Source organism: Thiobacillus sp. SCN 63-57, from assembly GCF_001725555.1.
In the GTDB taxonomy this organism is placed as follows: Bacteria; Pseudomonadota; Gammaproteobacteria; order Burkholderiales; family Thiobacillaceae; genus Thiobacillus.
Genome location: NZ_MEGP01000011.1, coordinates 85320 through 108291 on the forward strand (window position 1 = coordinate 85320; position 22972 = coordinate 108291).

General features: G+C 65.5%; 18 protein-coding genes and 2 pseudogenes. 15 read left to right on the forward strand and 5 right to left on the reverse strand.

Annotated features, from left to right (window positions below; translation table 11 throughout):
* Nucleotides 1-82: 82 nt before the first annotated feature.
* Nucleotides 83-1285, reverse strand: a complete 1203-nt coding sequence (locus ABT23_RS05275) for a GNAT family N-acetyltransferase (RefSeq protein WP_296632179.1) — start codon at nt 1283-1285, stop codon at nt 83-85.
* 10 nt (nt 1286-1295) lie between these two features.
* Between ABT23_RS05275 and sucC the strand changes: the two genes are divergently transcribed.
* The 4 genes from sucC to ABT23_RS05295 all read left to right on the forward strand — a co-directional run bounded on the left by sucC (nt 1296) and on the right by ABT23_RS05295 (nt 5396).
* Nucleotides 1296-2456 carry an ADP-forming succinate--CoA ligase subunit beta gene (sucC, locus tag ABT23_RS05280; RefSeq protein ID WP_296632182.1) on the forward strand — a complete coding sequence of 387 codons (1161 nt, stop codon included), beginning with the start codon at nt 1296-1298 and terminating at the stop codon, nt 2454-2456.
* A gap of 106 nt (nt 2457-2562) precedes the next feature.
* Nucleotides 2563-3438 (forward strand): succinate--CoA ligase subunit alpha, encoded by an 876-nt coding sequence (sucD, locus tag ABT23_RS05285; RefSeq protein ID WP_296632184.1) that lies wholly within the window; start codon nt 2563-2565, stop codon nt 3436-3438.
* A 9-nt stretch (nt 3439-3447) separates the two neighbouring features.
* A complete protein-coding gene (locus tag ABT23_RS05290; protein ID WP_296632187.1) occupies nt 3448-5061 on the forward strand; it encodes an NAD+ synthase in 1614 nt (537 codons plus the stop codon).
* Nucleotides 5058-5396, forward strand: a complete 339-nt coding sequence (locus ABT23_RS05295) for a P-II family nitrogen regulator (RefSeq protein ID WP_296632190.1) — start codon at nt 5058-5060, stop codon at nt 5394-5396. Before ABT23_RS05290 ends, ABT23_RS05295 begins: the two co-directional genes overlap by 4 nt.
* A gap of 51 nt (nt 5397-5447) precedes the next feature.
* On the opposite strand, the gene ABT23_RS05300 is transcribed toward ABT23_RS05295, so the two are convergent.
* On the reverse strand, nt 5448-6275 hold the full coding sequence (locus ABT23_RS05300; RefSeq protein WP_296632193.1) for an outer membrane protein assembly factor BamD: 828 nt from the start codon (nt 6273-6275) through the stop codon (nt 5448-5450).
* Here ABT23_RS05300 and rluD point away from each other — a divergent pair.
* The 3 genes from rluD to ABT23_RS05315 all read left to right on the forward strand — a co-directional run bounded on the left by rluD (nt 6274) and on the right by ABT23_RS05315 (nt 8621).
* A complete protein-coding gene (rluD, locus tag ABT23_RS05305) occupies nt 6274-7251 on the forward strand; it encodes a 23S rRNA pseudouridine(1911/1915/1917) synthase RluD (RefSeq protein WP_296632196.1) in 978 nt (325 codons plus the stop codon). The two genes, ABT23_RS05300 and rluD, sit on opposite strands and share 2 nt — an antisense overlap.
* A complete protein-coding gene (gene pgeF, locus ABT23_RS05310) occupies nt 7248-7967 on the forward strand; it encodes a peptidoglycan editing factor PgeF (RefSeq protein ID WP_296632202.1) in 720 nt (239 codons plus the stop codon). The genes rluD and pgeF overlap by 4 nt, the downstream gene beginning before the upstream one ends.
* A gap of 69 nt (nt 7968-8036) precedes the next feature.
* Nucleotides 8037-8621, forward strand: a complete 585-nt coding sequence (locus tag ABT23_RS05315) for a TMEM175 family protein (protein ID WP_296632205.1) — start codon at nt 8037-8039, stop codon at nt 8619-8621.
* 2 nt (nt 8622-8623) lie between these two features.
* Here the strand turns inward: ABT23_RS05315 and ABT23_RS05320 are convergent, their stop codons facing one another.
* The 3 genes from ABT23_RS05320 to nadC are packed head-to-tail and all read right to left on the reverse strand — an operon-like array spanning nt 8624 to nt 10795.
* Nucleotides 8624-9475 carry a DNA ligase gene (locus ABT23_RS05320; protein WP_296632207.1) on the reverse strand — a complete coding sequence of 284 codons (852 nt, stop codon included), beginning with the start codon at nt 9473-9475 and terminating at the stop codon, nt 8624-8626.
* Complete coding sequence (locus tag ABT23_RS05325; RefSeq protein WP_296632208.1) at nt 9463-9945, reverse strand: GNAT family N-acetyltransferase; 483 nt, start codon at nt 9943-9945, stop codon at nt 9463-9465. Before ABT23_RS05325 ends, ABT23_RS05320 begins: the two co-directional genes overlap by 13 nt.
* Before the next feature lie 7 nt (nt 9946-9952).
* On the reverse strand, nt 9953-10795 hold the full coding sequence (gene nadC, locus ABT23_RS05330; RefSeq protein WP_296632210.1) for a carboxylating nicotinate-nucleotide diphosphorylase: 843 nt from the start codon (nt 10793-10795) through the stop codon (nt 9953-9955).
* 91 nt (nt 10796-10886) lie between these two features.
* Between nadC and clpB the strand changes: the two are divergent.
* The 8 genes and pseudogenes from clpB (at nt 10887) to rpoS (ending at nt 22963) form a co-directional block, all read left to right on the forward strand.
* Nucleotides 10887-13465, forward strand: a pseudogene (clpB, locus tag ABT23_RS05335) (ATP-dependent chaperone ClpB).
* A gap of 148 nt (nt 13466-13613) precedes the next feature.
* Nucleotides 13614-14060 carry an SRPBCC family protein gene (locus tag ABT23_RS05340; protein WP_296632212.1) on the forward strand — a complete coding sequence of 149 codons (447 nt, stop codon included), beginning with the start codon at nt 13614-13616 and terminating at the stop codon, nt 14058-14060.
* A gap of 70 nt (nt 14061-14130) precedes the next feature.
* Nucleotides 14131-15867 carry an autotransporter assembly complex family protein gene (locus tag ABT23_RS05345; RefSeq protein WP_296632214.1) on the forward strand — a complete coding sequence of 579 codons (1737 nt, stop codon included), beginning with the start codon at nt 14131-14133 and terminating at the stop codon, nt 15865-15867.
* A gap of 5 nt (nt 15868-15872) precedes the next feature.
* A complete protein-coding gene (locus ABT23_RS05350; RefSeq protein WP_296632288.1) occupies nt 15873-19589 on the forward strand; it encodes a translocation/assembly module TamB domain-containing protein in 3717 nt (1238 codons plus the stop codon).
* Nucleotides 19590-19692: 103 nt separating this feature from the next.
* Nucleotides 19693-20419, forward strand: a pseudogene (gene surE / locus ABT23_RS05355) (5'/3'-nucleotidase SurE).
* Nucleotides 20404-21084, forward strand: a complete 681-nt coding sequence (locus ABT23_RS05360) for a protein-L-isoaspartate(D-aspartate) O-methyltransferase (RefSeq protein WP_296632216.1) — start codon at nt 20404-20406, stop codon at nt 21082-21084. The pseudogene surE and the gene ABT23_RS05360 overlap by 16 nt, the downstream one beginning before the upstream one ends.
* Entirely contained in the window at nt 21084-22016 is a 933-nt protein-coding gene (locus ABT23_RS05365; RefSeq protein ID WP_296632220.1) for a peptidoglycan DD-metalloendopeptidase family protein, read from the forward strand. The genes ABT23_RS05360 and ABT23_RS05365 overlap by 1 nt, the downstream gene beginning before the upstream one ends.
* Entirely contained in the window at nt 22013-22963 is a 951-nt protein-coding gene (gene rpoS, locus ABT23_RS05370; RefSeq protein ID WP_296632221.1) for an RNA polymerase sigma factor RpoS, read from the forward strand. Before ABT23_RS05365 ends, rpoS begins: the two co-directional genes overlap by 4 nt.
* Nucleotides 22964-22972: the final 9 nt, after the last annotated feature.

Genomic DNA, 22972 nt, shown 5'->3' on the forward strand with positions numbered 1-22972 from the left:
CCCCCTCGGGTGGATCGGTTGATACACATCCGCTTATCGTTTTCCGCGAGTGTAAAACAAGTGCGCAGGGCCGGCCAGCGATTCAGCGGCCCGATGACGCGTCTTTTGGCGCGGCGGCCGGCGGCTCGCGGCGGAACGGGGTCTCGAGTTCGTCCATGTAGTGGCCGATGGCATCGGTCTCGCGTTCGAGGAAACGGTCGACCGCTTCGCGGAATTCGGCATTCTCCAGCCAGTGCCAGGAATGCGTGGCGGTGGGGACAAGGCCGCGCGCGAGCTTGTGCTCGCCCTGTGCGCCGCCTTCGAATACCGAAAGCCCATGCGCGATGGCATATTCGATGCCCTGCTGATAGCAGGTCTCGAAATGCAGTCCAGGCAGGTATTCCAGCGTGCCCCAGTGACGGCCGTACAGGCGCTGGCCATCTTTCATGCAGAACGAGCAGGCGACGGGCTCGCCATCCTTGTCGGCAATGATGAGCACCAGATTGTCGGGTAGCGTCGCGCGCAGTTCGGCAAAGAAAGCTCGGTTGAGATGCGGTTCGCTGCGGTGGCGAGCGTAGGTGTCGGCATAGCAGCGATAGAAATGGTCCCAATCGGCATCCGTGCTCTCCGCGCCATCGACCCAGCGGAACGTCACGCCGAGGTTGGCGAGCTTCTTTCTTTCCTGACGGATTTTCTTGCGCTTGTCGTGTGTCATCGCGGCGAGAAATGCGTCGAAATCGGCATAGCCCGCGTTATTCCAGTGGAACTGGAAGCCGCTGCGGTGCATGAGCGGCGTTGCTTCGAGCGCGACGTGGTCTGGCGCGGTCGGGAAGAGGATGTGAAAGGATGAAAATCCCAGATCACGGGTGAGTTTCAAGGCTGCCTGGATCAGCGTCGTGCGGTCCGCATCGTTGCCTGCCAGCAGGCGCGGCCCGGGAACCGGCGAGAAAGGGACGCAGCACACCAGCTTGGGGTAATAACTCAAGCCATGCCGGCGGTAGGCGTCAGCCCATGCCCAGTCGAACACGAACTCGCCCCAGGAGTGATGCTTGACGTAAAGCGGCATCGCGGCGTCGAGATGGCCGTTGCGGAACAGCGCCAGGTGCACCGGCTCCCAGCCGATGTCGGGCCCGACGCAGCCGGTGGCTTCCAGTGCGTGCAAAAAGGCATGCTGCAGGAAAGGCGAATCGCCGGCCAGGGCATTCCAGGCGTCGGCGGCCAGTTCTGCAATGCGCGGAACGACGCGGATGACAGCTTCCGCATCGGAGGGGTTTGCTTCAAAATGCACGTTTTGGCGAGCTTCCATCGAAAAACAAATGAACCTGCATGAATATCAGGCCAAACAAATCCTGCGGTCAGGCAACATTAACACGCCGCGCGGCCTTGCAGCAGCCAGTGCCGAGGCCGCGGTTGGCGCCGCGACCGAACTGGGCGGCGACGCCTGGGTAGTGAAGGCGCAGATCCATGCCGGTGGACGCGGCAAGGCGGGTGGGGTCAAGGTGGTGAAGTCGCTCGACGAGGTTCGTGTCGTGGCTGAATCTCTGCTCGGCAAGCCACTGGTGACCAACCAGAACGCCCCCGACGGCCAGCCGGTGAACCAGATTCTGGTCGAGGAGACGCTGCCGATCGCGCGCGAACTGTATCTCTCGCTGCTGGTCGACCGTGAAACCGAGCGCGTCGCCATCGTCGCATCCGCCGCCGGCGGCATGGACATCGAGGAGGTGGCGCATACCACCCCGGAAAAGGTCCTGACCGAAGCCTGCGATCCCTTGCTGGGCGTGCAGGATTTCCAGTGTCGTGCCCTGGCCTTCGCGCTGGAACTGACGGGTGAGGCCTACAAGGATTTCTGCCGCCTGTTGCCGCAGCTGTACCGCGTGTTCCTCGCCAACGACCTTTCCCTGCTTGAGATCAATCCGCTGGTGGCGACGGCCGACAACCGCGTGCTGCCGCTCGACTGCAAGATGAGCGTCGACGACAATGCCCTGTACCGCCGCAAGGTGCTGGCCGAGCTGCGCGACGACAGCCAGATCGACGCCAAGGAAGCTGCCGCCAATGCGGCCAACGTCAACTACGTCGCGCTCACCGGCAACATCGGCTGCATGGTCAACGGCGCCGGTCTGGCGATGGCGACGATGGACCTGATTCAACTGGAGGGCGGCACGCCGGCCAACTTCCTCGACGTCGGCGGCGGTGCCACGCCGGAGACGGTGGCACAGGGCTTCAAGATCATCCTGCTCGACCCCAACGTCAAGGCCGTCCTGATCAACATCTTCGGCGGCATCGTGCGCTGCGACGTCATTGCCGAGGGCATCATCCAGGCGGTGAAGGAGGTCGGCGTGAAGGTTCCGGTGGTGGTGAGGCTGGAAGGTACCAACGCCGAGCTGGGCCGCACGCTGCTGGCCGAATCGGGGCTGGCGATCCTCGCGGCGGAGAGCCTGACGCATGCGGCGAAACTGGCAGTGGAGAAGGCGGCATGAGCAGGGAGCAGGGTTCCCGCTTGCGGGATGCGACCGGCCGCGAATGCCGCCCGTCGCCGACGCGCAGCCGTATGGCTCTGTATGAACTTTTCAGAGGCGACGCCCAATGAGCATCCTCGTCAACAAAGACACCAAGGTCATCTGCCAGGGCTTCACCGGCAAGCAGGGCACATTCCATTCCGAACAGGCGATCGCCTACGGCACGCGGATGGTCGGCGGCGTCACCCCCGGCAAGGGCGGGCAGACGCATCTTGGCCTGCCTGTGTTCAACACCGTGCGCGACGCCGTGCGGCAGACCGGCGCGCAGGCCACGATGATCTATGTGCCCGCCGCGTTCGCCGCCGACTCGATCCTGGAAGCGGCCGACGCCGGCATCGAAGTCATCGTCTGCATCACCGAGGGCATCCCGGTGTTGGACATGCTGAATGTGAAGGCCGCCCTGCGTGCCAACGGCGCCAAGCTGATCGGCCCGAACTGCCCCGGCATCATCACCTCGGGCGAATGCAAGATCGGCATCATGCCGGGCGTGATCCATCAAAAAGGCAAGATCGGCATCGTCTCGCGTTCCGGCACGCTGACCTACGAGGCGGTGCACCAGACCACGCAACTGGGGCTGGGCCAGTCGACCTGCGTCGGCATCGGCGGCGACCCGATCAAGGGGTTGGATTTCATCGACTGCCTCGAACTGTTCGAGGCCGACCCGCAGACCGAGGCGGTGATTCTGGTCGGCGAGATTGGCGGCAGCCGCGAGGAAGAAGCGGCCGAGTACATCCGCTCGAACATGAAGAAGCCGGTGGCCGCCTACATCGCCGGGCGCACGGCGCCCAAGGGCAAGCGCATGGGCCACGCAGGCGCGATCATCGCCGGCGGCGCCGGAACGGCCGACGCGAAGATCCGTGCGCTGGAATCGGCGGGGGTCGTCGTCGCGGCAAGCCCGGCCGGCCTGGGTGAGGCAGTACAACTGGCACTGGGTGCCCGGTAAAGGCGCGCGATGAAACTCGGCATCGCGCAACTCAACCTCACGGTTGGCGACATCACCGGCAACGCGGCGCGGCTGCTGGCCGCGGCGAAGGACGCGCATGCCGCCGGCGCCGACCTGCTGCTCACGCCTGAAATGTCGGTCTGCGGCTATCCGGCCGAAGACCTGGTGCTGCGGCGCGATTTCACTGCAGCATGCGAGACGGCTGTACAGCAACTGGCTGCCGATGCGCCGCCCGACCTCGCCCTGATCGTGGGTTACCCCGAGCGTAGCGACGACGGGTTGTTCAATGCGGGGGCGCTGCTACGCGGCGGCCGTGTCGAACGGGTGTATCGCAAGCACCATCTTCCGAATCATTCCGTATTCGACGAACGACGCGTATTCGACAGCGGCGCTGACGCGTGCGTGTTCAGCTGTGGTGGCGTGACGTTCGGCCTCAACATCTGCGGCGACATCTGGGAGCCGGGGCCGGCGACGCGTGCAATGGAAGCCGGTGCCGAGTGGCTGCTGGTTCCGAACGCCTCGCCCTATCATCTCAACAAGGAGCGCGAGCGCTTTGCCGTCGCGCGCTCGCGCCAGCTCGAGGCCGGCCTGCCGATCGTGTACGCGAACATGGTGGGGGGACAGGACGAACTGGTGTTCGACGGCGCGTCCTTTGTGCTGGACGCCGATGGCAAGGTCGCGGCACAGTGCCCGGCCTGGCAGGAAGGCCTGTTCTATGTGGACATCGCGGGTAGCCGCTGCAGCGGGCCGCAACAGGCCTTGCCGGACGAGGATGCCGCCGTCTACGACGCGCTGGTGATGGCGGTACGTGATTACTTCGGCAAGAACGGCTTCAAGGGCGTGCATCTGGGCTTGTCGGGCGGGATCGATTCGGCATTGACGCTGGCGATCGCGGTCGATGCGATCGGCCCCGACCGTGTGCATGCGGTGATGATGCCGTCGGATTACACGGCCGGTATCAGCGTCGAAGACTCGCGCGACATGGTGAAGCGGCTGGGCGTGCGCTATTCCGAAATCGCCATCAAGCCGATATACGAGGCGTTCGTGTCGCAGCTGGCCGGCGAGTTTGCCGGACGGGCTACCGACACGACGGAAGAGAACCTGCAGGCGCGCGCGCGCGGCACGCTGCTGATGGCGCTGTCCAACAAGTTCGGCACGCTGGTGCTGACCACCGGCAACAAGAGCGAAATGGCGGTCGGTTATGCCACCTTGTACGGCGATATGGCGGGCGGCTTCGCGGTGCTGAAGGATGTGGCGAAAACGCGGGTCTACCGACTGGCGAATTATCGCAACCGCCTGTCTGCCGTGATTCCGCAGCGGATCATCGACCGTCCGCCGTCGGCCGAACTGCGTCCCGACCAGACCGATCAGGACAGCCTGCCGCCCTACGACGTGCTCGACGCCATCCTTGCGGCCTATGTCGAACGCGACCTGCCGGCACACGACATCGTCGCATCGGGATACGATGCCGCCGTCGTGCGCAAGGTCATCCGCATGGTCGATCTCGCCGAATACAAACGCCGCCAGGCCCCGCCCGGTCCGCGCATCACGCCGCGTAACTTTGGAAAAGACCGGCGCTACCCGATTACCTCGAAATACCGACCCGAAGGAGACCTGCCATGAAAAAAATCGAAGCCATCATCAAGCCGTTCAAGCTGGACGAAGTGCGCGAAGCGCTGTCCGATATCGGCGTGACCGGGCTGACCGTGACCGAAGTCAAAGGCTTCGGTCGCCAGAAAGGCCATACCGAGCTGTATCGCGGCGCCGAATACGTCGTCGACTTTCTGCCCAAGGTGAAGGTGGAAGTGGTCGTTGCAGACAGTCTGCTGGAACGCGCGATGGAAGCGATCACCACTGCCGCGCGCACCGGCAAGATCGGCGACGGCAAGATTTTCGTGACGGCGGTGGAGCAGGTGGTGCGTATCCGCACCGGCGAGTCGGGCGAGGCGGCGGTCTGATCCCGATTCGCGCGCGGACCGGAATCAGACGGACTCAATCCGGATTCCGGCTCACCAGAAGCGGTACCAGGCTTTTTCCTTGACGTTCACGCCCTTGAGATACTTGCTGTGGGGGAAGTTGAGCTTCAGCACCCGCAGCGCATCGTCGCGCGGCCCCGTGAGGTGCAGGTTGTCGTAGGCCACGACCATGATGCCCAGCGCCTCTTCCAGCGCGGGAGCCTGAGGGTAGTCAGTCAGCACGACCTTGGCACGGTTGGCGGCAGCCACCCAGGCTTTGCGTTTCAGGTAATACCGGGCGACATGGACCTCGTTGCCAGCCAGCGCGTTGACCAGGTATTTCATGCGGGCGGTCGAGTCCTCGGCATATTTGCTGTCGGGGAAGCGTGTGACCAGTTCCTTGAATGCCAGGAACGCATCGCGCGCAGCCTTGGGATCACGTTCGCTCATGTCCTGGTCGACCAGGTTGCCGAGCAGTCCCAGATCGTCGTTAAAATTCGCCAGGCCCTTAAGATAGTAGGCGTAATCGACGTTAGGGTGATTGGGGTGCAGCTTGATGAAACGATCGCATGCGGCAATGGCTGAAATCGGTTCGTTGTCCTTGTAGTAGGCGTAACCCACTTCCAGTTGCGCCTGTTGTGCATAACGTCCGAAGGGGTAACGCGCTTCCAGCGTTTCGAACAATTTGACCGCGCGTTCGTAGTTGCCGCTGTTGAGATTATCCTTGGCTTCGGAGTAGAGTTTTTGCGCCGACCAACCCGAGGTTTCGTCCTTGACCGCGGGCAACAGACCGCAGCCGCCCAGGGTGAGTGCGGCAGCGAGCAGCACACCACCCAAAACCCGATTGAATGCGGTGGAACCGGATGAACATTGCTTAAGCATGGGAAAAGACACAGAAAATTTGTCGGACGATTATAAGGGAAATACCGGGGACGGCGTCCGCGAGCTGGTAATCCCCGACGAGCAGGGGGGGCAGCGCCTGGATCAGGCCCTGTCGGCCCTGCTGCCGGAGTTCTCGCGCAACCGCATCCAGAACTGGATCCGTGCGCGCAAGATCGCGGTGGACGACGCCTGGGCCACGACCAAGATGAAAGTCAGCGGCGGCGAATCGGTGCGGGTCGAGGTCGAGCCCGACCCGAATGCCACGCCCGATGCGCCTGAGGCCATCCCGCTTGACGTGGTGTTCGAGGACACCATGCTGATGGTGATCAACAAGCCGGTCGGCCTGGTGGTCCATCCCGGCAGCGGCAATCGCCAGGGCACGCTGCTCAATGCGCTCCTGCATCGCGTGCCGCAGGTGGCTGAACTGCCGCGCGCCGGCATCGTGCACCGGCTCGACAAGGACACCTCGGGCCTGCTGGTTGTCGCCAAAACGCTGAGGGCCCACACCGACCTGGTGCGCCAGCTGCAGGCGCGCACCGTCAAGCGTGAATACCTGGCCCTGGTCTACGGCGAGGTCGACCATGCGGGCACGGTCGACGCCCCGCTGGCGCGCGATCCGCACAACCGCACCAAGCGCACTGTGCACAGCATGGGCAAGGAGGCGGTCACGCACTATGACGTGGTCGAGCGCTTCCCCGGGATCACCCTGCTGCGCTGCAAGCTCGAAACCGGGCGTACCCACCAGATCCGCGTGCACATGCAGCATATCGGCCATCCGCTGGTGGGCGAATCGGTCTACAGCGCCAGCCGCCGCAGCCACCTCAAGATTCCCTTCCCGCGCCAGGCGCTGCACGCGGAAAGACTGGGCCTGATCCATCCGGTCACCCAGGAATTCATGCAATGGGAATGCCCGCTGCCGCCCGACTTCGCCTCGCTGTTGGCGGCGCTGCGGGAAAACACCGACTGGGTCAAGTGAACCTGATCGTCCCCGACTGGCCCGCGCCTGCGCGGGTCAAGAGTCTCATGACCACCCGTGTCGGCGGCGTGAGCCAGCCTCCCTGGGCCAGCCTCAATCTCGGCGACCACGTCGGCGACGATCCGGATCACGTCGCCGCCAACCGTGCGCACCTTCGCCAGCAGCTGCCCGCGGAGCCGGGTTGGCTCAGGCAGGTACACAGCGCCCGGGTGGTCGAGCTTGGGCACGAGACGAATCCTGAAGCCGATGCGGCGTTCACGCGCGAACCCGGGCAGGTCTGCGCGGTGTTGACCGCCGACTGCCTTCCGGTGCTGTTCTGCGACCGCAGCGGCAGCGTCGTGGCTGCCGCCCATGCCGGCTGGCGAGGCCTGGCCGGCGGCGTGCTGGAATCCACGGTCGCAGCGATGCGGGTGGCGCCGGGAGACATCCTGGCCTGGATGGGGCCCGCCATCGGTCCGCACGCATTTGAGGTGGGCGATGACGTGCGCGAAATCTTCATGGTGTCGCATCCCGAAACCGCCGCCGCCTTCGCGCCGCATGCGCCGGGCAAATGGCTCGCCGACATCTATCAACTCGCGCGCATTCGCCTCGGGCATATTGGCGTGCAGGCCGTCTACGGCGGCGGACGTTGCACATTCAATGAATCGGACAGCTTCTATTCCTATCGCCGCGACGGCGTGACCGGGCGCATGGCCTCGTTGATCTGGCGGAGCTGAGCGCCAACACCCGGGTTGGCCGGAGCACGCCTGCGCTACCATGGAAAAAATATCCGGCTGGGAGAGCCCATGGGGAAAAATAGATTAGAAGCTTTCAGCGACGGCGTACTGGCCATCATCATCACCATCATGGTGCTGGAGTTGAAGGTACCGCATGGGGAGCAACTGGATGTCCTGCTGCCGCTGGTGCCGGCCTTTCTCAGCTATGTGCTGAGCTTCGTCTACATCGGCATCTACTGGAACAACCACCACCACATGCTGCATGCCGCGACCACGGTCAGCGGCCCCATACTGTGGGCGAACCTGCATTTGTTGTTCTGGCTGTCCCTGTTTCCGTTTGTCACGGGCTGGATGGGCGAGAACCACTTTGCAGCCGTGCCTTCGGCATTGTATGGGCTGGTATTGCTGATGGCGGCGATTGCCTATTGGATGCTGGAGCAGGCGATCATCGCGTCCGAGGGCCCCGGTTCGGTACTCAAGCGGGCCGTTGGGCGGGACTGGAAGGGCAAGCTGTCGCCCGTTCTCTATGGTACAGCCATCGCCGCCACCTTCTGGGCCCCCTGGATTGCTCAGGCGATTTATGTATTCGTCGCAATCCTCTGGCTGGTGCCCGATCCTCGTATCGAACGGGCGCTGCATCGAGGGGAGCCCTAGCCCTAGAAATCTGCTCTTGTGCGCAGATAGTGTGGAAAGCGCGGCACACCCTTTTTCGTCAGGTGCTGGTAGCGATAGGTGATGCGTGTGCCGACGGGCGGCGGCTGGCGGCGCAATGAATCGGAGAGGCCGCTGCCGAGGCGGAAGCGTCTGCCGTCCGGCATTTCCATCAGCAGCGCGCCGGTCAGGCCCAAGTATTTTCCCTTGCCAGGAATGTATCCGACGACAATCGCTTCGGCGTCCAGCCAGGGCTTCAACTTCAGCAGTGCGTCGTTACGGCCGGTGAGATAGGGCGCGTCGGCGCGGTGCAGCATCAGGCCTTCGCCGCCTGCGCGCACCACGGCGTCGAGCCGTTTCATCAGCGTGGCGCGATCGGCCACGCGTGTCTGTTCCACAGCCTGCAGCCAGGGCACGCCAGCCTGCGCGACGAGCGTCCGCATCTGAACGACGCGCGCGCTGAAATCGCCGTCTGCGCCGGGCAATTCGAAAACCAGATAGCGCACCTGCCGCCATTCAGCGTCCGCCGGCTCGATCCTGCGCACGATGCCCGACAGCGCGTCGAAGCGCCCGCGGCCGATCCAGAGTTCGCCATCCAGCGGCGTCGCCGGGAAGCCGGCCGTGAACCACGCCGGCGCCGGCACGCGGCCGCCGCCGCGGAAGCGCAGGGCATGGCCGTCCCACTGGGCGCGCACGCCGTCGTATTTCTCGCTTACCCAGTATTGCGTGACGTCGACGTCGGCGGCGTAGACCTCGGCCAGCAGCATCGCCGGCGCGGGATCGCTCCAGGCCGGCGTCGAGACCGGCAGCCATAGCGCCAGCCACAATGCCCACAGGATGCGGCTCAGTCCAGCCACTTCTGCATGAACTGCGCGTGGCCCATGGCCGGATCGAGCCGATAGTCGTCGAAGCCCAGCCGTTCGTAGAGTCCGCGTGCGGCGCGGTTGCCGGAGAGTACTTCCAGCGTCAGCTTGCAAGCACCGCGTTCGCGCGCGATGGCTTCGACCTCGGCGAACAGCTGGGCGGCGATGCCGCGGCCGCGATGGCTGGGCAGCACGACGACATCGTGCACGTTGACCAGCGGGCGGCAGGCGAAGGTGGAAAAGCCCTCGATGGCATTGACGAGGCCGACCGGGGTATCGTCGTCGAAAGCCAGCACGCTGAAGATGAAGGGTCGCGCCGCAAGTTCGTCGACCAGGTTGGCGCGGGCGAAGTCGCTGAGCGGCTCGCCGCCTCCCGCGGGATCGCGCGCATAGGCATCCAGCAGGTCGACCAGCGCGGCGGCGTGGGCCGGGTCGTCGTAGCGCACGCGGGCAAGCTCGATCATGGCTGGATCACTGGGTGTCGATGCGCATCGAAAGATCCACCGCGCGGATATGCTTGGTGAGGCTGCCGACGGAAATGCGGTCGACACCGGTCTCGGCCACGGCGCGCACGGTGTCCAGCGTGATGTTGCCGGAGGCTTCGAGCAGGGCGCGGCCATGGGCGAGCCCAACCGCACGGCGCATGTCGTCGAGGCTGAAATTGTCGAGCAGGATCAGTGATGCGCCGGCCGCCAGCGCCTGATCGAGTTCGTCCAGGCTTTCCACCTCGATCTGGACGCCGACCTTACCTGCGGCCAGCTTGAATGCGGCATCGAGCACCGGCGCGATGCCGCCCGCCGCCGCAATGTGGTTTTCCTTGATCAGAATGCCGTCGTACAGCCCCACGCGCTGGTTCTGCCCGCCGCCTACCCGTACCGCGTATTTCTCGGCCATGCGCAGGCCGGGCAGGGTCTTGCGGGTATCGAGAATCGCGGCATGGGTGCCGCGCACGGCCTCGACGTAGGGCCGTGTTGCGGTGGCCACTGCCGACAGGGTCTGCAGGAAGTTCAGCGCCGGGCGTTCGGCGGTGAGCAGCGCGCGCGCATTGCCACTGAGTTCGACCAGCACGCTGCCGGCCGCGACCGGGGCGCCTTCGTTGACCCGCCAGTCGATGGCACAGCCGAGGTCGAGCGCCCGGAAGCAGGCGTCGAACCAGGGCCCGCCGGCGATCACGGCGGGTTCGCGGGTGATGACGCGGGCGCGGGCGGTCTGCGTCGCCGGGATGAGCAGGGCGGTGAGATCGCCACTGCCGACATCCTCGGCCAGTGCGCGGTTCACATCGGTTTCGACGACGGAAGCAAGCAAATCGGACATGACTGGTCTTTAATTAAGACATGACGGGTTGAAATGGGCGGAAACGCCTCTATTTGGTTGCCATTGAATATAACCCAGCACGAGGTTACTTATGCGTTTCGACAAGCTCACCACCCAGTTCCAACAGGCGTTTTCCGACGCGCAAAGCCTGGCCGTCGGCGGCGACCATGCCTATATCGAGCCGCAGCACCTGCTGCTGGCGCTGCTGAATCAGGAAGGCGGCGGCGCCTCCTCGATCCTGTCGCGGGCGGGCGTGCAGGTGCCCGCGCTGAAGGCGTCGCTGACCCAGGCGCTGGATCGCCTGCCCAAGGTCGAAGGCCAGGGCGGCGAGGTGAGCATCTCGCGCGAACTTAATAATCTCTTGAACCTGACTGACAAGGAGGCGATGAAGCGCAACGACGCCTTCATCGCCTCCGAGTTGTTCCTGCTGGCAGCGCTCGACGACAAGGGCGAGACCGGTCGCCTGCTGAAGCAGCACGGCGCCCAGAAAGCGGCGCTGGAACAGGCGATTGCGGCCGTGCGCGGCGGCGAGGGCGTGACGTCGCAGGAGGCCGAAGGCCAGCGCGAGGCGCTCGCCAAGTACACGCTCGACCTCACCCAGCGCGCGCGCGACGGCAAACTCGACCCGGTGATCGGGCGTGACGACGAAATCCGCCGCTCGATCCAGATCCTGCAGCGCCGCACCAAGAACAACCCGGTGCTGATCGGCGAGCCTGGCGTCGGAAAAACGGCAATTGTTGAAGGTTTGGCGCAGCGGATAATTAATGACGAAGTGCCCGAGACACTCAAGGGCAAGAAGGTGCTGGTGCTCGACCTCGCCGCGCTGCTGGCGGGCGCCAAGTACCGCGGCGAATTCGAGGAACGCCTGAAGGCGGTGCTGAAGGAGCTGGCGATGGATGCCGGCCGTTACATCGTCTTCCTCGACGAAATCCATACGCTGGTCGGCGCCGGCAAGGCCGAAGGCGCGATCGACGCCGGCAACATGCTGAAACCGGCGCTGGCCAGGGGTGAATTACATCTCATCGGCGCGACCACGCTAGACGAATACCGCAAGTACATCGAGAAGGACGCCGCGCTGGAGCGCCGCTTCCAGAAGGTCATGGTCGACGAGCCCTCGGTCGAATCGACCATCGCGATCCTGCGCGGCCTGCAGGAACGCTACGAATTGCACCACGGCGTCGACATCACCGACCCGGCGATCGTCGCCGCGGCCGAACTGAGCCATCGCTACATCACCGACCGCTTCCTGCCCGACAAGGCCATCGACCTGATCGACGAGGCCGCCGCGCGCATCAAGATGGAAATCGACTCCAAGCCGGAGGTGATGGACAAGCTCGACCGCCGCATCATCCAGCTGAAGATCGAGCGCGAGGCGGTGAAGCGGGAAACCGACGAGGCGTCGAAAAAACGCCTCGGCCTGCTGGAAGCCGAAATCGACAAGCTCGGCCGCGAATACGCCGACCTCGAGGAAGTCTGGAAGGCCGAGAAGGCGCAGGTGCAGGGCTCCGCGCACATCAAGGAAGAAATCGACAAGCTGCGCGGCGAGATGGTCGAACTGCAGCGCCAGGGCAAGCTCGACAAGGTCGCCGAGATCCAGTACGGCAAGCTGCCGCAGTTGGAGGCCCAGCTGAAGCAGGCCGAAACGGCGGGTGAGGGCAAGCCCGCCTTCAAGCTGTTGCGTACCGAAGTGGGCGCCGAGGAAATCGCCGAGGTCGTCTCGCGGGCCACCGGCATTCCGGTATCGAAGATGCTGCAGGGCGAACGCGACAAGCTGCTGCACATGGAAGACAAGCTGCACAGCCGCGTGGTGGGGCAGGACGAGGCCGTGCGCGTCGTCTCCGACCCGGCCTGTCCGACCCCAACCGCCCGCTCGGCTCCTTCCTGTTCCTCGGCCCGACGGGCGTCGGCAAGACCGAGCTGTGCAAGACGCTGGCCGAATATCTGTTCGACTCGGCCGACCACATGATCCGCATCGACATGAGCGAATTCATGGAGAAGCATTCGGTCGCGCGCCTGATCGGCGCGCCGCCCGGCTACGTCGGCTACGAGGAGGGCGGCTACCTGACGGAAGCGGTGCGCCGCAAGCCTTATAGCGTCATCCTGATGGATGAAGTCGAGAAGGCGCACCCGGATGTCTTCAACGTGTTGCTGCAGGTGCTGGATGACGGCCGCCTGACCGACGGCCAGGGCCGCACCGTCGACTTCCGCAACACCGTGATCGTGATGACGTCCAACCTCGGCAGCCAGATGATCCAGCAGATGGCGGGCGACGATTACCAGGTGGTGAAGCTCGCCGTGCTGGGCGAAGTGAAGTCCTACTTCCGCCCCGAGTTCATCAACCGCATCGACGAGGTCGTCGTGTTCCACGCGCTGAGCGAGCAACACATCGCCAGCATCGCGAAGATCCAGCTGCAAGGCCTGGAGCAGCGCCTGGCGCAGATGGAGATGAAGCTCGACGTCAGCGATGCGGCGCTGGCCGAAATCGCCAAGGCCGGCTTCGATCCGATCTACGGCGCGCGGCCGCTCAAACGTGCGATCCAGAGCGAACTCGAAAACGCGCTGGCGAAGGAAATCCTGTCCGGACGCTTCGGTCCCAAGGACACCATCCGGGTGGATGCGCAGGGCGGGGTGTTCAGCTTCGAGAAGGCGGCCATCGCTCAAGCAGCCTGACCGCTTGGCCGACAGGGAAAAGAGGGCGGAATCCGCTCTCTTTTTTTGAGGTAATGTACGGGAGGCTGTCGAAATCGAGCCGGCTCGTTCGTCGACCTGATATGCCACCCTGGCATATCACGCACTCACCTTGAAAGGAGAAGGACCCATGGCGACCCATACCGTCCAGCTTCACCGTGTGCTTCGAACGACGCCCGAGAAAATCTACCGGGCATTCCTCGACGCGGACGCACAGGCCAAATGGCTTCCACCGAACGGATTCACCGCAAAGGTCCACCACCTGGAGGCGAAAGTGGGCGGCACCTACAAGATGTCGTTCACGAACTTCAGCTCCGGGCACAGCCACCATTTTGGCGGCACCTATCTCGAGCTCGTGCCGAACGCACGCATTTGCTATTCGGATCAATTCGACGACCCTAATCTGGCGGGCGAGATGCGGACGACGGTCAGCCTGAAGCCCGTATCCTGCGGGACCGAGCTGAGCATCGTGCAGGAAGGCATCCCTGGCGCCATTCCCGTCGAGTCCTGCTATCTCGGCTGGCAGGAATCGCTTGCCCATCTGGCGGACCTCGTCGAGCCGGATATCCCGGATTAGCCCGGTCGCAGGGTTTCCGCCACGCGCCACACCCCCTAGAATGGCCTGACCTCTTTCCGTCAGGACCGTCTTGCCTGCTCGTCTTTTGAAAGCCTTGCTGCTGCTGGCCGCGCTGTGCGCGACGCCGGCGCACGCATTGACCGTGGAGGTGGATGCGCCCGACGCGCTGAAGGCGCTGCTGATGCAGCACCTCGAAACGGCCCGGGCGGCACGGTCGGGCGAGAAGCTGGATGCCGACGAAATTGCGCGGCTGCAGCGGCAGAGCGATCAGACGGCGCGCGATCTGCTGGCGACCGAAGGCTATTTCTCGCCCCAGGTGGAGAGCGCGGTGGAACGGGTGGGCGACGACTGGCGGGTGGATTACCGGATCGACCCTGGCACGCGCACCACGGTCCGCAACGTGGCGCTGGTTTTTGACGGCGCCCTGAACACGCGTGCCGACGCGGCCGGCCTGCGGGGGCGTATCGAGCGCAGCTTTTCGCTGAAGCAGGGCATGCCGTTTCGCCAGGCGGACTGGGACGCGGCCAAGCTGGCCGTCCTGCGGCCCTTGCTGGCGAGCCGGTATCCGGCGGCGCAACTGGTGGCGAGCGAGGCGCGCATCGATCCCGCCGCGCAGGCCGCCGACCTGACGCTGACGATCGACAGCGGACCGGCGTTTTTCTACGGCGAACCGGTAATCAGTGGCGCCCGGCGCTATCCCGAATCGATCATCCGCAATCTCAGCCCCGTCAAGCCCGGGAAACCGTTTCGCCAGCAGGACCTGCTCGACTACCAGATGGCGCTGGAAACGAGCGGCTATTACACGCACGCCACGGTCCGCGTCGAACCCGACCCTGCGCTGGCGGCGGCGGTGCCGATCCGGGTCGAGGTGGTGGAGCGGCCGGAAAAGCGCTTCAGCGTGGGCGCCGGGATGAGCACGGATACCGGTGCGCGGGTACAGGTGGGATGGCTGGCGCGCGACATCGCCGATCGCGGGTTGCGCCTCAAGCTCGATGCGCGCATCGAAACCACGCAACAATCCGGCGCGGCGGAACTCGCCTGGCCACGCACCTCCGCCGGCTACGAGAACAGTCTCGGGACACAGATCAAGCACGAGGACATCAAGGGCCAGAAGACCCGCTCTGTGCTGGCGGTGGCCAAGCGCAGCCGCACGCGCGGACAGATCGAGACCACGGTTTCACTGCAGTACCAGACCGAACAGCAGAGCATCGGCGACGTGGTCAATGAGCGCAACCAGGCACTGACCGCCAACTACGCGTGGACCCAGCGTACGGTGGGACGCGCGTTCTATCCCCGCCGGGGCCATGTGCTGACCCTGCAGGGGGGCGGGGCCGCAGCCGCCCTGCTGTCGGATACCAATTTCATTCGCCTCTACGGCCGCCACACCCAGTATTTCCCGGCCGGCGCCAACGGTCGGCTGGTCCTGCGCGGCGAGCTCGGCAGCGTGCTGGCAGATACGCGCGACGGCATTCCCACCGATTTCCTGTTCCGGGCCGGCGGCGACAATTCGGTGCGCGGCTACGCCTACCAGAGCCTGGGGCGCACCCTTGCCGGCGGCGTGGCGTCGGTGCGTTACCTCGCCACCGGCAGTGTCGAGTACAACTATTTCTTCAACCGCGACTGGGGCATGGCGCTGTTCGTCGATGCCGGCGATGCGGCCGATACGCCGCGCCAGCTGTCGCCGGTGTTCGGCTACGGCGTCGGCGCGCGCTACCGCTCCCCGGTGGGGCCGGTGAATCTCGATCTGGCGTATGGCGAAGCCACCCGTCAATTCCGCCTGCATTTTTCGCTCGGGGTGTCGTTTTGAAGCGCGTGCTGAGAGGACTGGCCGCCCTGCTGGCAACGCTGGTTCTGCTGGTTGCCGTGGTGATCGGAATGGCGACGACGGACACGGGATTCCGCTGGCTGGGCGAGGCGGTGGTTTTCCTGGGCGGCGGGCGGCTGACCGTCGAGGGCGTGGACGGACATGTCGGCGTTCCCATCAACATCGCGAAATTCGTTTTCACGTCGGATACGAAGCGCGTCACACTCGAACAGGTCCGGCTGGAATGGCAGCCGCGCGCGCTGCTGCTGCGGCGGCTCCACATCGGCCTGCTGGCGGCGCAAACCGTACGGGTCGAGACCCTGAAGCCGGACCTGACACCTTCGACGCTGCCCGCCAGCCTGCGCCTGCCAGTCGACATGCACGTGGCCGCCTGGGACGTGGCGCATCTCGCTGTCGTCGATGGCGGGAGCACGCTCGACTTCAAGAACCTGCACGGACGCATCGACGACGATGGCGACCGCTATCGATTCACCGGCATGACGGCCACCACGCCCTGGGCGGATGTCGGCGGCCGGTTCGAGCTCGACAAGGACGCGCCGTTCAAGCTGCAGGGACGTTTCGACGCCGCGCGCCGCGACCCCATCCCGATCGGCGCTGCGCTCGACGTGCAGGGGCGGCTGGCAGCCATCGTCTTCCGGTTCGATGCCCAGGCCCGAAGCATGACCATGATGGTCAGCGGCGAAGCCGCGCCCTTCGCGCGCGTGCGTTTGCCCAGGCTGCTGGTGGTCGGGCAGGGCATCGACCCGCGCCTGTTCGCCGCGGGCGCGCCGCGTGCCGACCTGGCGTTTTCCGGCGTGTTCGAAGGCCAGCCGGGCGAGCGCCTGCTGGGCAGCTTCAGCCTCAGCAACCGGCTGGCCGGGCGGCTCGACCAGGACCGCCTGCCGCTCGCCAATCTGACCGGCGCAGTGGTGGGCGACAGCGTGCGGGCCGATTTCAGTGCACTGGCGATCGATCTGGGTGCGGCCGGACAACTGAACGGGAGCGGACAATGGCGCAACGGCCGCCTGAGCGTGAACCTGGACAGTCCACGCCTCAATCTCGCCGGGCTGCATCGCCAGTTGTATGCCACGCGCCTGCGGACGGCCTTGCAGCTGGAGGGTGATGCGACGCGCCAGACGCTTACGGCCGATGTCAGCGAAAGCTGGGGGCAAGGCCGCTTTACGCTGACGCACGCTGACGCGGTACTGCGTCTGGAGTCGGCGAGTTTTACCGGACAGGCGGGGCGCCTGACGGCAGAGGGCGCGCTCCATCTCGACGCCACGCGTGCCTTCAGCGCTGCGTTCGATGCCACGCAAATCAATCCGGCCCGTTTCGGCAAGTTTCCGCGCGGACGGCTCAACGCGCGCGGCCAGGCCAGCGGCGCCTTGTTGCCCATGCCGCGCGTGCAGGCACAGTTCAACCTGCCACCGGGCGACCTCGAAGGCCGTCCGGTGAGCGGACAGGGACGGCTGCGTTATGAAAACCGGCATCTCGTCGACGCTGACATCGATCTGGATCTGGCCGGCAACCGGGCAAAGCTGAAAGGCGCGTACGGCCGGGCGGGCGACCGGCTCGTCTGGGACGTCGATGCGCCGGCGCTGGCGCGCCTGAACCTGGGTCTGGCCGGGCGGCTGACCAGTCGCGGCAGCGCCAGCGGCGATCCTGCCCGCCTGGAGGTCGACGCGCAGCTCGCCGCCCGCAGCCTGCACCTGCCCGGCGACATCGCCGCCGAGTCCGTGGATCTGCGCATGAACATGCAGGCCGCCGACAACGGCACGTTCAACGGGCAGCTCGACGCGAGCGGAGTGCAACTGGCCGGGCAGCATCTGGACACTCTTCGGGCCATCCTGCAGGGGCGCCGCAATGCCCACACGCTGACGCTCGATGCCCGCTTGCCGGCGTGGCGGTTGACCGCGAACCTGGCAGGCGGCCTGGATGCGAATCAGGTGTGGCGCGGACAATTGAACCAGGCCGAGGTGCAGGGCGACTGGCCAACGAAACTGGTGGCCCCGGCCCACCTGCTGCTGTCGAGCGAACGACAGCAGGTGAACGATCTGGCGCTGACCGTGGCAGGCGGCCGGCTGACGGTCGAACGCTTCGATCGCCAGGGCGCGCATCTGGCCAGCCGCGGCACGCTTGCCAATCTGCCGCTGGCCCCCGTGCTCGCGCTGTTGGAGACGGCGCCGCCTTTCACCACCGACCTGCGCGTGAACGGCGACTGGGACCTGCGCGCGGGCGAGTCGCTCGATGGCCGGCTGCAGCTGCGTCGCCAGTCCGGCGATGTGCGGCTGACCGATCCGGCGCTGGCCATGGGGTTGACCGCCCTCACGCTCGATGTCGATGCGGCCGGCAGCCAGGCCCATCTTCGGCTCGCCGCCGACACGCACGAGGCAGGACAGTTGCGTCTGGATGGCCGGGGCATGCTGGCCCGCACGGAGACCGCATTCACCCTGTCGCGCAGCGCGCCGCTGACGTGGAATGCCCAGTTCGACGTGCCGGACCTGCGACTGTTGAAGCCGTTCATTCCGGTCGGCATCCGCGCCGATGCCCGCGTCAATGCGCAGTTGAGCGGCAGCGGCAGCCTGGCGGCACCGCGCATCGACGGCCGGGTTGCCGCCGACGCCATCCGTTTCTCCATGCCGGAGCAGGGCGTGGCGATCACCGACGGCACGCTCAAGCTCCAGTTGACGGACGACCGGGTCCTGGTGCAGGAGGGCGTGCTGAAAGGCACCAGCGGCCGCATCGTGGTGAGCGGCGACGCCCAGCTGAAAAACCCGCAGGCCGGGCTCACGCTCACGTTCGAGAAATTTGCGGCGACCAACCGCAGCGACCGCCGCGTGACCGTATCCGGCACGACCCGGCTCAACCTCGACCAGAAACGCCTGCAACTCACTGGCGAGCTCACCGCCGACCGGGCCCGTCTGGAAATGCCCGAGGCGAGTCGTCCCGAATTGTCGAGCGATGTCGTCGTCATCGGCCGGCCGCCGCGCGAGAAGCCGGTGGCCCAGCGTTTCCCGCTGGCGCTCGATCTGACGCTCAAGCTGGGCGACGACTTTCTGTTCAAGGGCGCCGGGCTCGACGCGCGGCTGGGTGGCCAGCTGCGCGTGTTCACCGTGAATCAGGCCCTGCGCGGCGACGGCACGATCCAGGTGGAGAAAGGGCGCTACGCCGCCTATGCGCAGACGCTGGACATCGAGCGCGGCGTCCTGCGCTTTGCCGGACCCATCGACAACCCCGGGCTCGACGTGCTGGCGGTACGCAAGACGCCAGACGTGAAAGTGGGCGTACAGGTCGGCGGCACGGTGCAGCGTCCACTGGTGACGCTCTATTCCGATCCGGCCATGCCCGACACCGAGAAGCTCGCCTGGCTGGTGCTGGGACACGGCCTGGAAAGCAGCGGCCAGCAGGAGTTCGTCTTGCTGCAGGTGGCGGCAGGCGCTTTGCTGAGCCAGACCGAGTCCGTGAATCTGCAGGCGAAGATGGCGGAAACTCTGGGTATCGACAGCTTCGACGTGCGTGCGGGCAGCAGCGAATCCCTGACCAGCACTGTGGTCAGCGTCGGCAAGCGTTTGTCCTCGCGCGCGACGCTGAGTTACGAGCAGAGCCTCGACGGCCTGAGTCAGGTGGTCAAGGTGCTCTACCAGTTGTCCACGCACGTGCGGCTCGAAGCGCAGGCCGGACAGCCCAGCAGCTTCGATGCGTTCTACACCCGGGAATACGACTGAACAGATCAAATCCCGATGGTAGAATCGGACGCATGTTAGAAGTTCGCATCGCTGCCATGAGTATTCCGTTCCGTTTGCCTGCCCTGCCCGGAGGCTGCCGCTGATGCGTATCCTGCTATCCAACGACGACGGTTACTTCGCCCCCGGCCTCGCAGCGCTGGCGCAGGCGCTCGCACCGCTCGCCGACATTACCGTGGTGGCGCCCGAACGCGACCGCAGCGGCGCGTCCAATTCGCTCACGCTCGACCGTCCATTGATGCTGCGCCAGGCGCCGAGCGGCTTCTACTATGTCAACGGCACGCCGACCGACTGCGTTCATCTGGCCGTCACCGGCATGCTGGACCATATGCCCGACATGGTGATTTCAGGCATCAACCACGGCGCCAACATGGGCGACGACACGATTTATTCCGGCACGGTCGCGGCCGCCACCGATCCCGTCGATCGCGGTCTCGCTCGCCAGCCACAATGCGAAGCACTTCGACACCGCCGCGCGCGTGGTGGCCGACCTGGTGCAGCGCATCCAGACGCGCCCGCCGACCGAACCGATGCTGCTCAACGTCAACGTCCCGGACTGTGCCACTGCCGAATTGAATGGCGTCTCCGTGACACGGCTGGGCAAGCGCCACAAGGCCGAGTCGGTGGTGAAGACGACCAACCCACGCGGACAGACCGTGTACTGGGTGGGCGCTGCCGGCGCGGCGCAGGATGCAGGCGAAGGCACCGATTTCCATGCCGTCGCCAATGACCAGGTTTCGATCACTCCGCTGCAAATGGACCTCACCCGTTTCAGCCAGATGGACAGCGTGAACGCATGGCTGAAACCCTGAATCCCCGTGCCGGCATCGGCATGACCTCGGCGCGTACGCGCGGCCGCATGATCGAGCGCCTGCGCGAGCAGGGCATCAAGGATGAAATGGTGCTGGCGGCGATGGGCAGTGTGCCGCGCCACCTATATGTCGACCAGGCCCTGGAGTCGCGCGCCTACGAAGACACGGCCCTGCCGATCGGTTTCGGGCAGACGATTTCCAATCCCTATATCGTGGCACGCATGGCCGAACTGGCGCGGCACGGCGAGAACGGACATGGCCACGAACTGGGCCGCGTGCTCGAAATCGGACTGGGTTGCGGCTACCAAGCGGCGGTCCTGGGCAAGCTGGCGCGCGAAGTGGTATCGATGGAACGCATCGCGGCACTGGTCGGCAAGACCCGGGTGCGTTTGCGGGAATTGCGGGTCAACAACGTCAAACCCAAGCATGGCGACGGGATGACGGGCGCCCGGGATTTTGCGCCGTTCGATGCCATCGTGATCGCGGCCGCGTTTGCGGAAGTGCCGCACGTCCTGCTGGAGCAACTGGCCGACGGCGGACGTCTGGTGATGCCGCTCGGCAACGCCACGCAGACGCTGTGCGTGATGGAACGCCAGGGCGAGTCGTTCACCGAACGCATGCTCGAAGGCGTGAAGTTCGTTCCCCTGCTGCCGGGAGTGGCGTAATGCGCCAGGCTGTGGGACGCCGTGCCGCCTGGCTGGGTTTGATGCTGCTGGGACTGGCGGGTTGCACGTCGCCCGGGATGGCACCGGTGGATGAGCGGTCGCCGGCGCATCGCACCGTGAAGTCCGAGGGTGCGCGCCCGGCCACGCCGCAGATCGCGCCGTCCACCAATGGCCTGCATACCGTGCAGCGTGGCGACACGCTGTATGCCATCGCCTTTGCCAACGGCCTCGACTATCGCGAGATCGCCATCTGGAACCAGCTCGAATCCGCCGACCGCATTCTGGTCGGCCAGGTGTTGCGGCTCACGCCGCCGACTGACGCTGTCGAGATCAAGCCGCTCGACGACGAACCCGCGCCGAGCGCCCGGCCGCTGACCGATCCGCCCGTGCTGCGCGAACCGCAGGCGCAGTTGCTGACCTACTCCGACGCCAACTGGGCCCAGGTGTCCGGCGCCCGCCCGGCCACGCCGCCCGCGCCCGTTGCGGCCAGCCCGACGCCCGCAGCCCCCGTCCCGGCTACCGCGCCGCCGGCGCCAACGCCCGCGGCCTCCGCCAGCGCGTCGGTCGACACCTGGCTGTGGCCGGTGGACGGTACGCTGATCGGCCGCTTCGGTGCGGCGGGCGGCAAGGGGATCGACATCGCCGGCGCGCGCAATACGCCGGTGAGGGCCGTGGCGGCGGGCAAGGTGGTATACAGTGGCAGCGGCCTGCGCGGCTATGGACGCCTGCTCATCGTCAAGCATGCCGGCGAATTCCTGTCGGCCTATGCGCACAACGAAACCATCCTGGTGAAAGAGGGTGACATGGTGACGGCCGGACAGAAGATCGCCCTGATGGGCGACAGCGATGCCGATCGGGTCAAACTGCATTTTGAAATCCGCCGTTATGGCAAACCACTCGATCCCTTGACCTATTTGCCGGAGCGCTCATGAGCCGCGAACCCAGCGACGAATCCGATGACCTGACCCCCGAGCAATCTGAAGCCGACCTGGAGCAGCAGACCGCCGCGGATACCAACGAGGAGTTGGCATCGGCCATCCTCGACGAGCCGCAGGTCGACGTCACCCAGCTGTATCTCAATGAAATCGGGCTGGCACCGCTGCTGACCGCCGAGGAGGAAGTCGCCCTGGCGCGGCGCACCGTGCAGGGAGATTTCGAGGCACGGCAGACCATGATCGAGCGCAACCTGCGCCTGGTGGTGAACATCGCCAAGCATTATTCCAACCGCGGGCTGACGCTGCTCGACCTGGTGGAAGAAGGCAACCTCGGCCTCATCCATGCGCTGGAGAAATTCGATCCCGAGCGCGGTTTCCGTTTCTCGACCTATGCCACCTGGTGGATACGCCAGAACATCGAGCGCGCGATCATGAACCAGTCGCGTACCATCCGTCTGCCGGTGCACATCATCAAGGAACTCAACATCTACCTGCGGGCGAAGCGGCATCTGGAAACGCATGGCATCACCGATGCCAGCGCAGACGACATCGCCGCGTTGACCGGGCATGCAGTCGAGGACGTCCGTCGCATCATGCAGCTGAACGAGCGGGTCGCCTCGCTCGACGCGCCGCTCGACGTCGATCCCACACTGTCGCTCGGCGAGGCGATCGCCGACGACAACGCGCACCTGCCGGACGAGATGCTGCAGCTCGAGGAAATCGAGCACCACGTCCACGAATGGCTGACCCAACTCAACGACAAGCAGCGCTGGGTGATCGAGCGCCGTTTCGGCCTGAACAACTGCGAGGCCTGCACGCTGGAAGACCTGGCACTCGAACTGCAGGTCACCCGCGAGCGCGTGCGGCAGATCCAGATGGAATCCCTGCGTGTGCTGCGGCAGCTTCTGCGGCGGCGCGGCGTATCCAAGGACGAGCTGTTCTGACCCGGACCC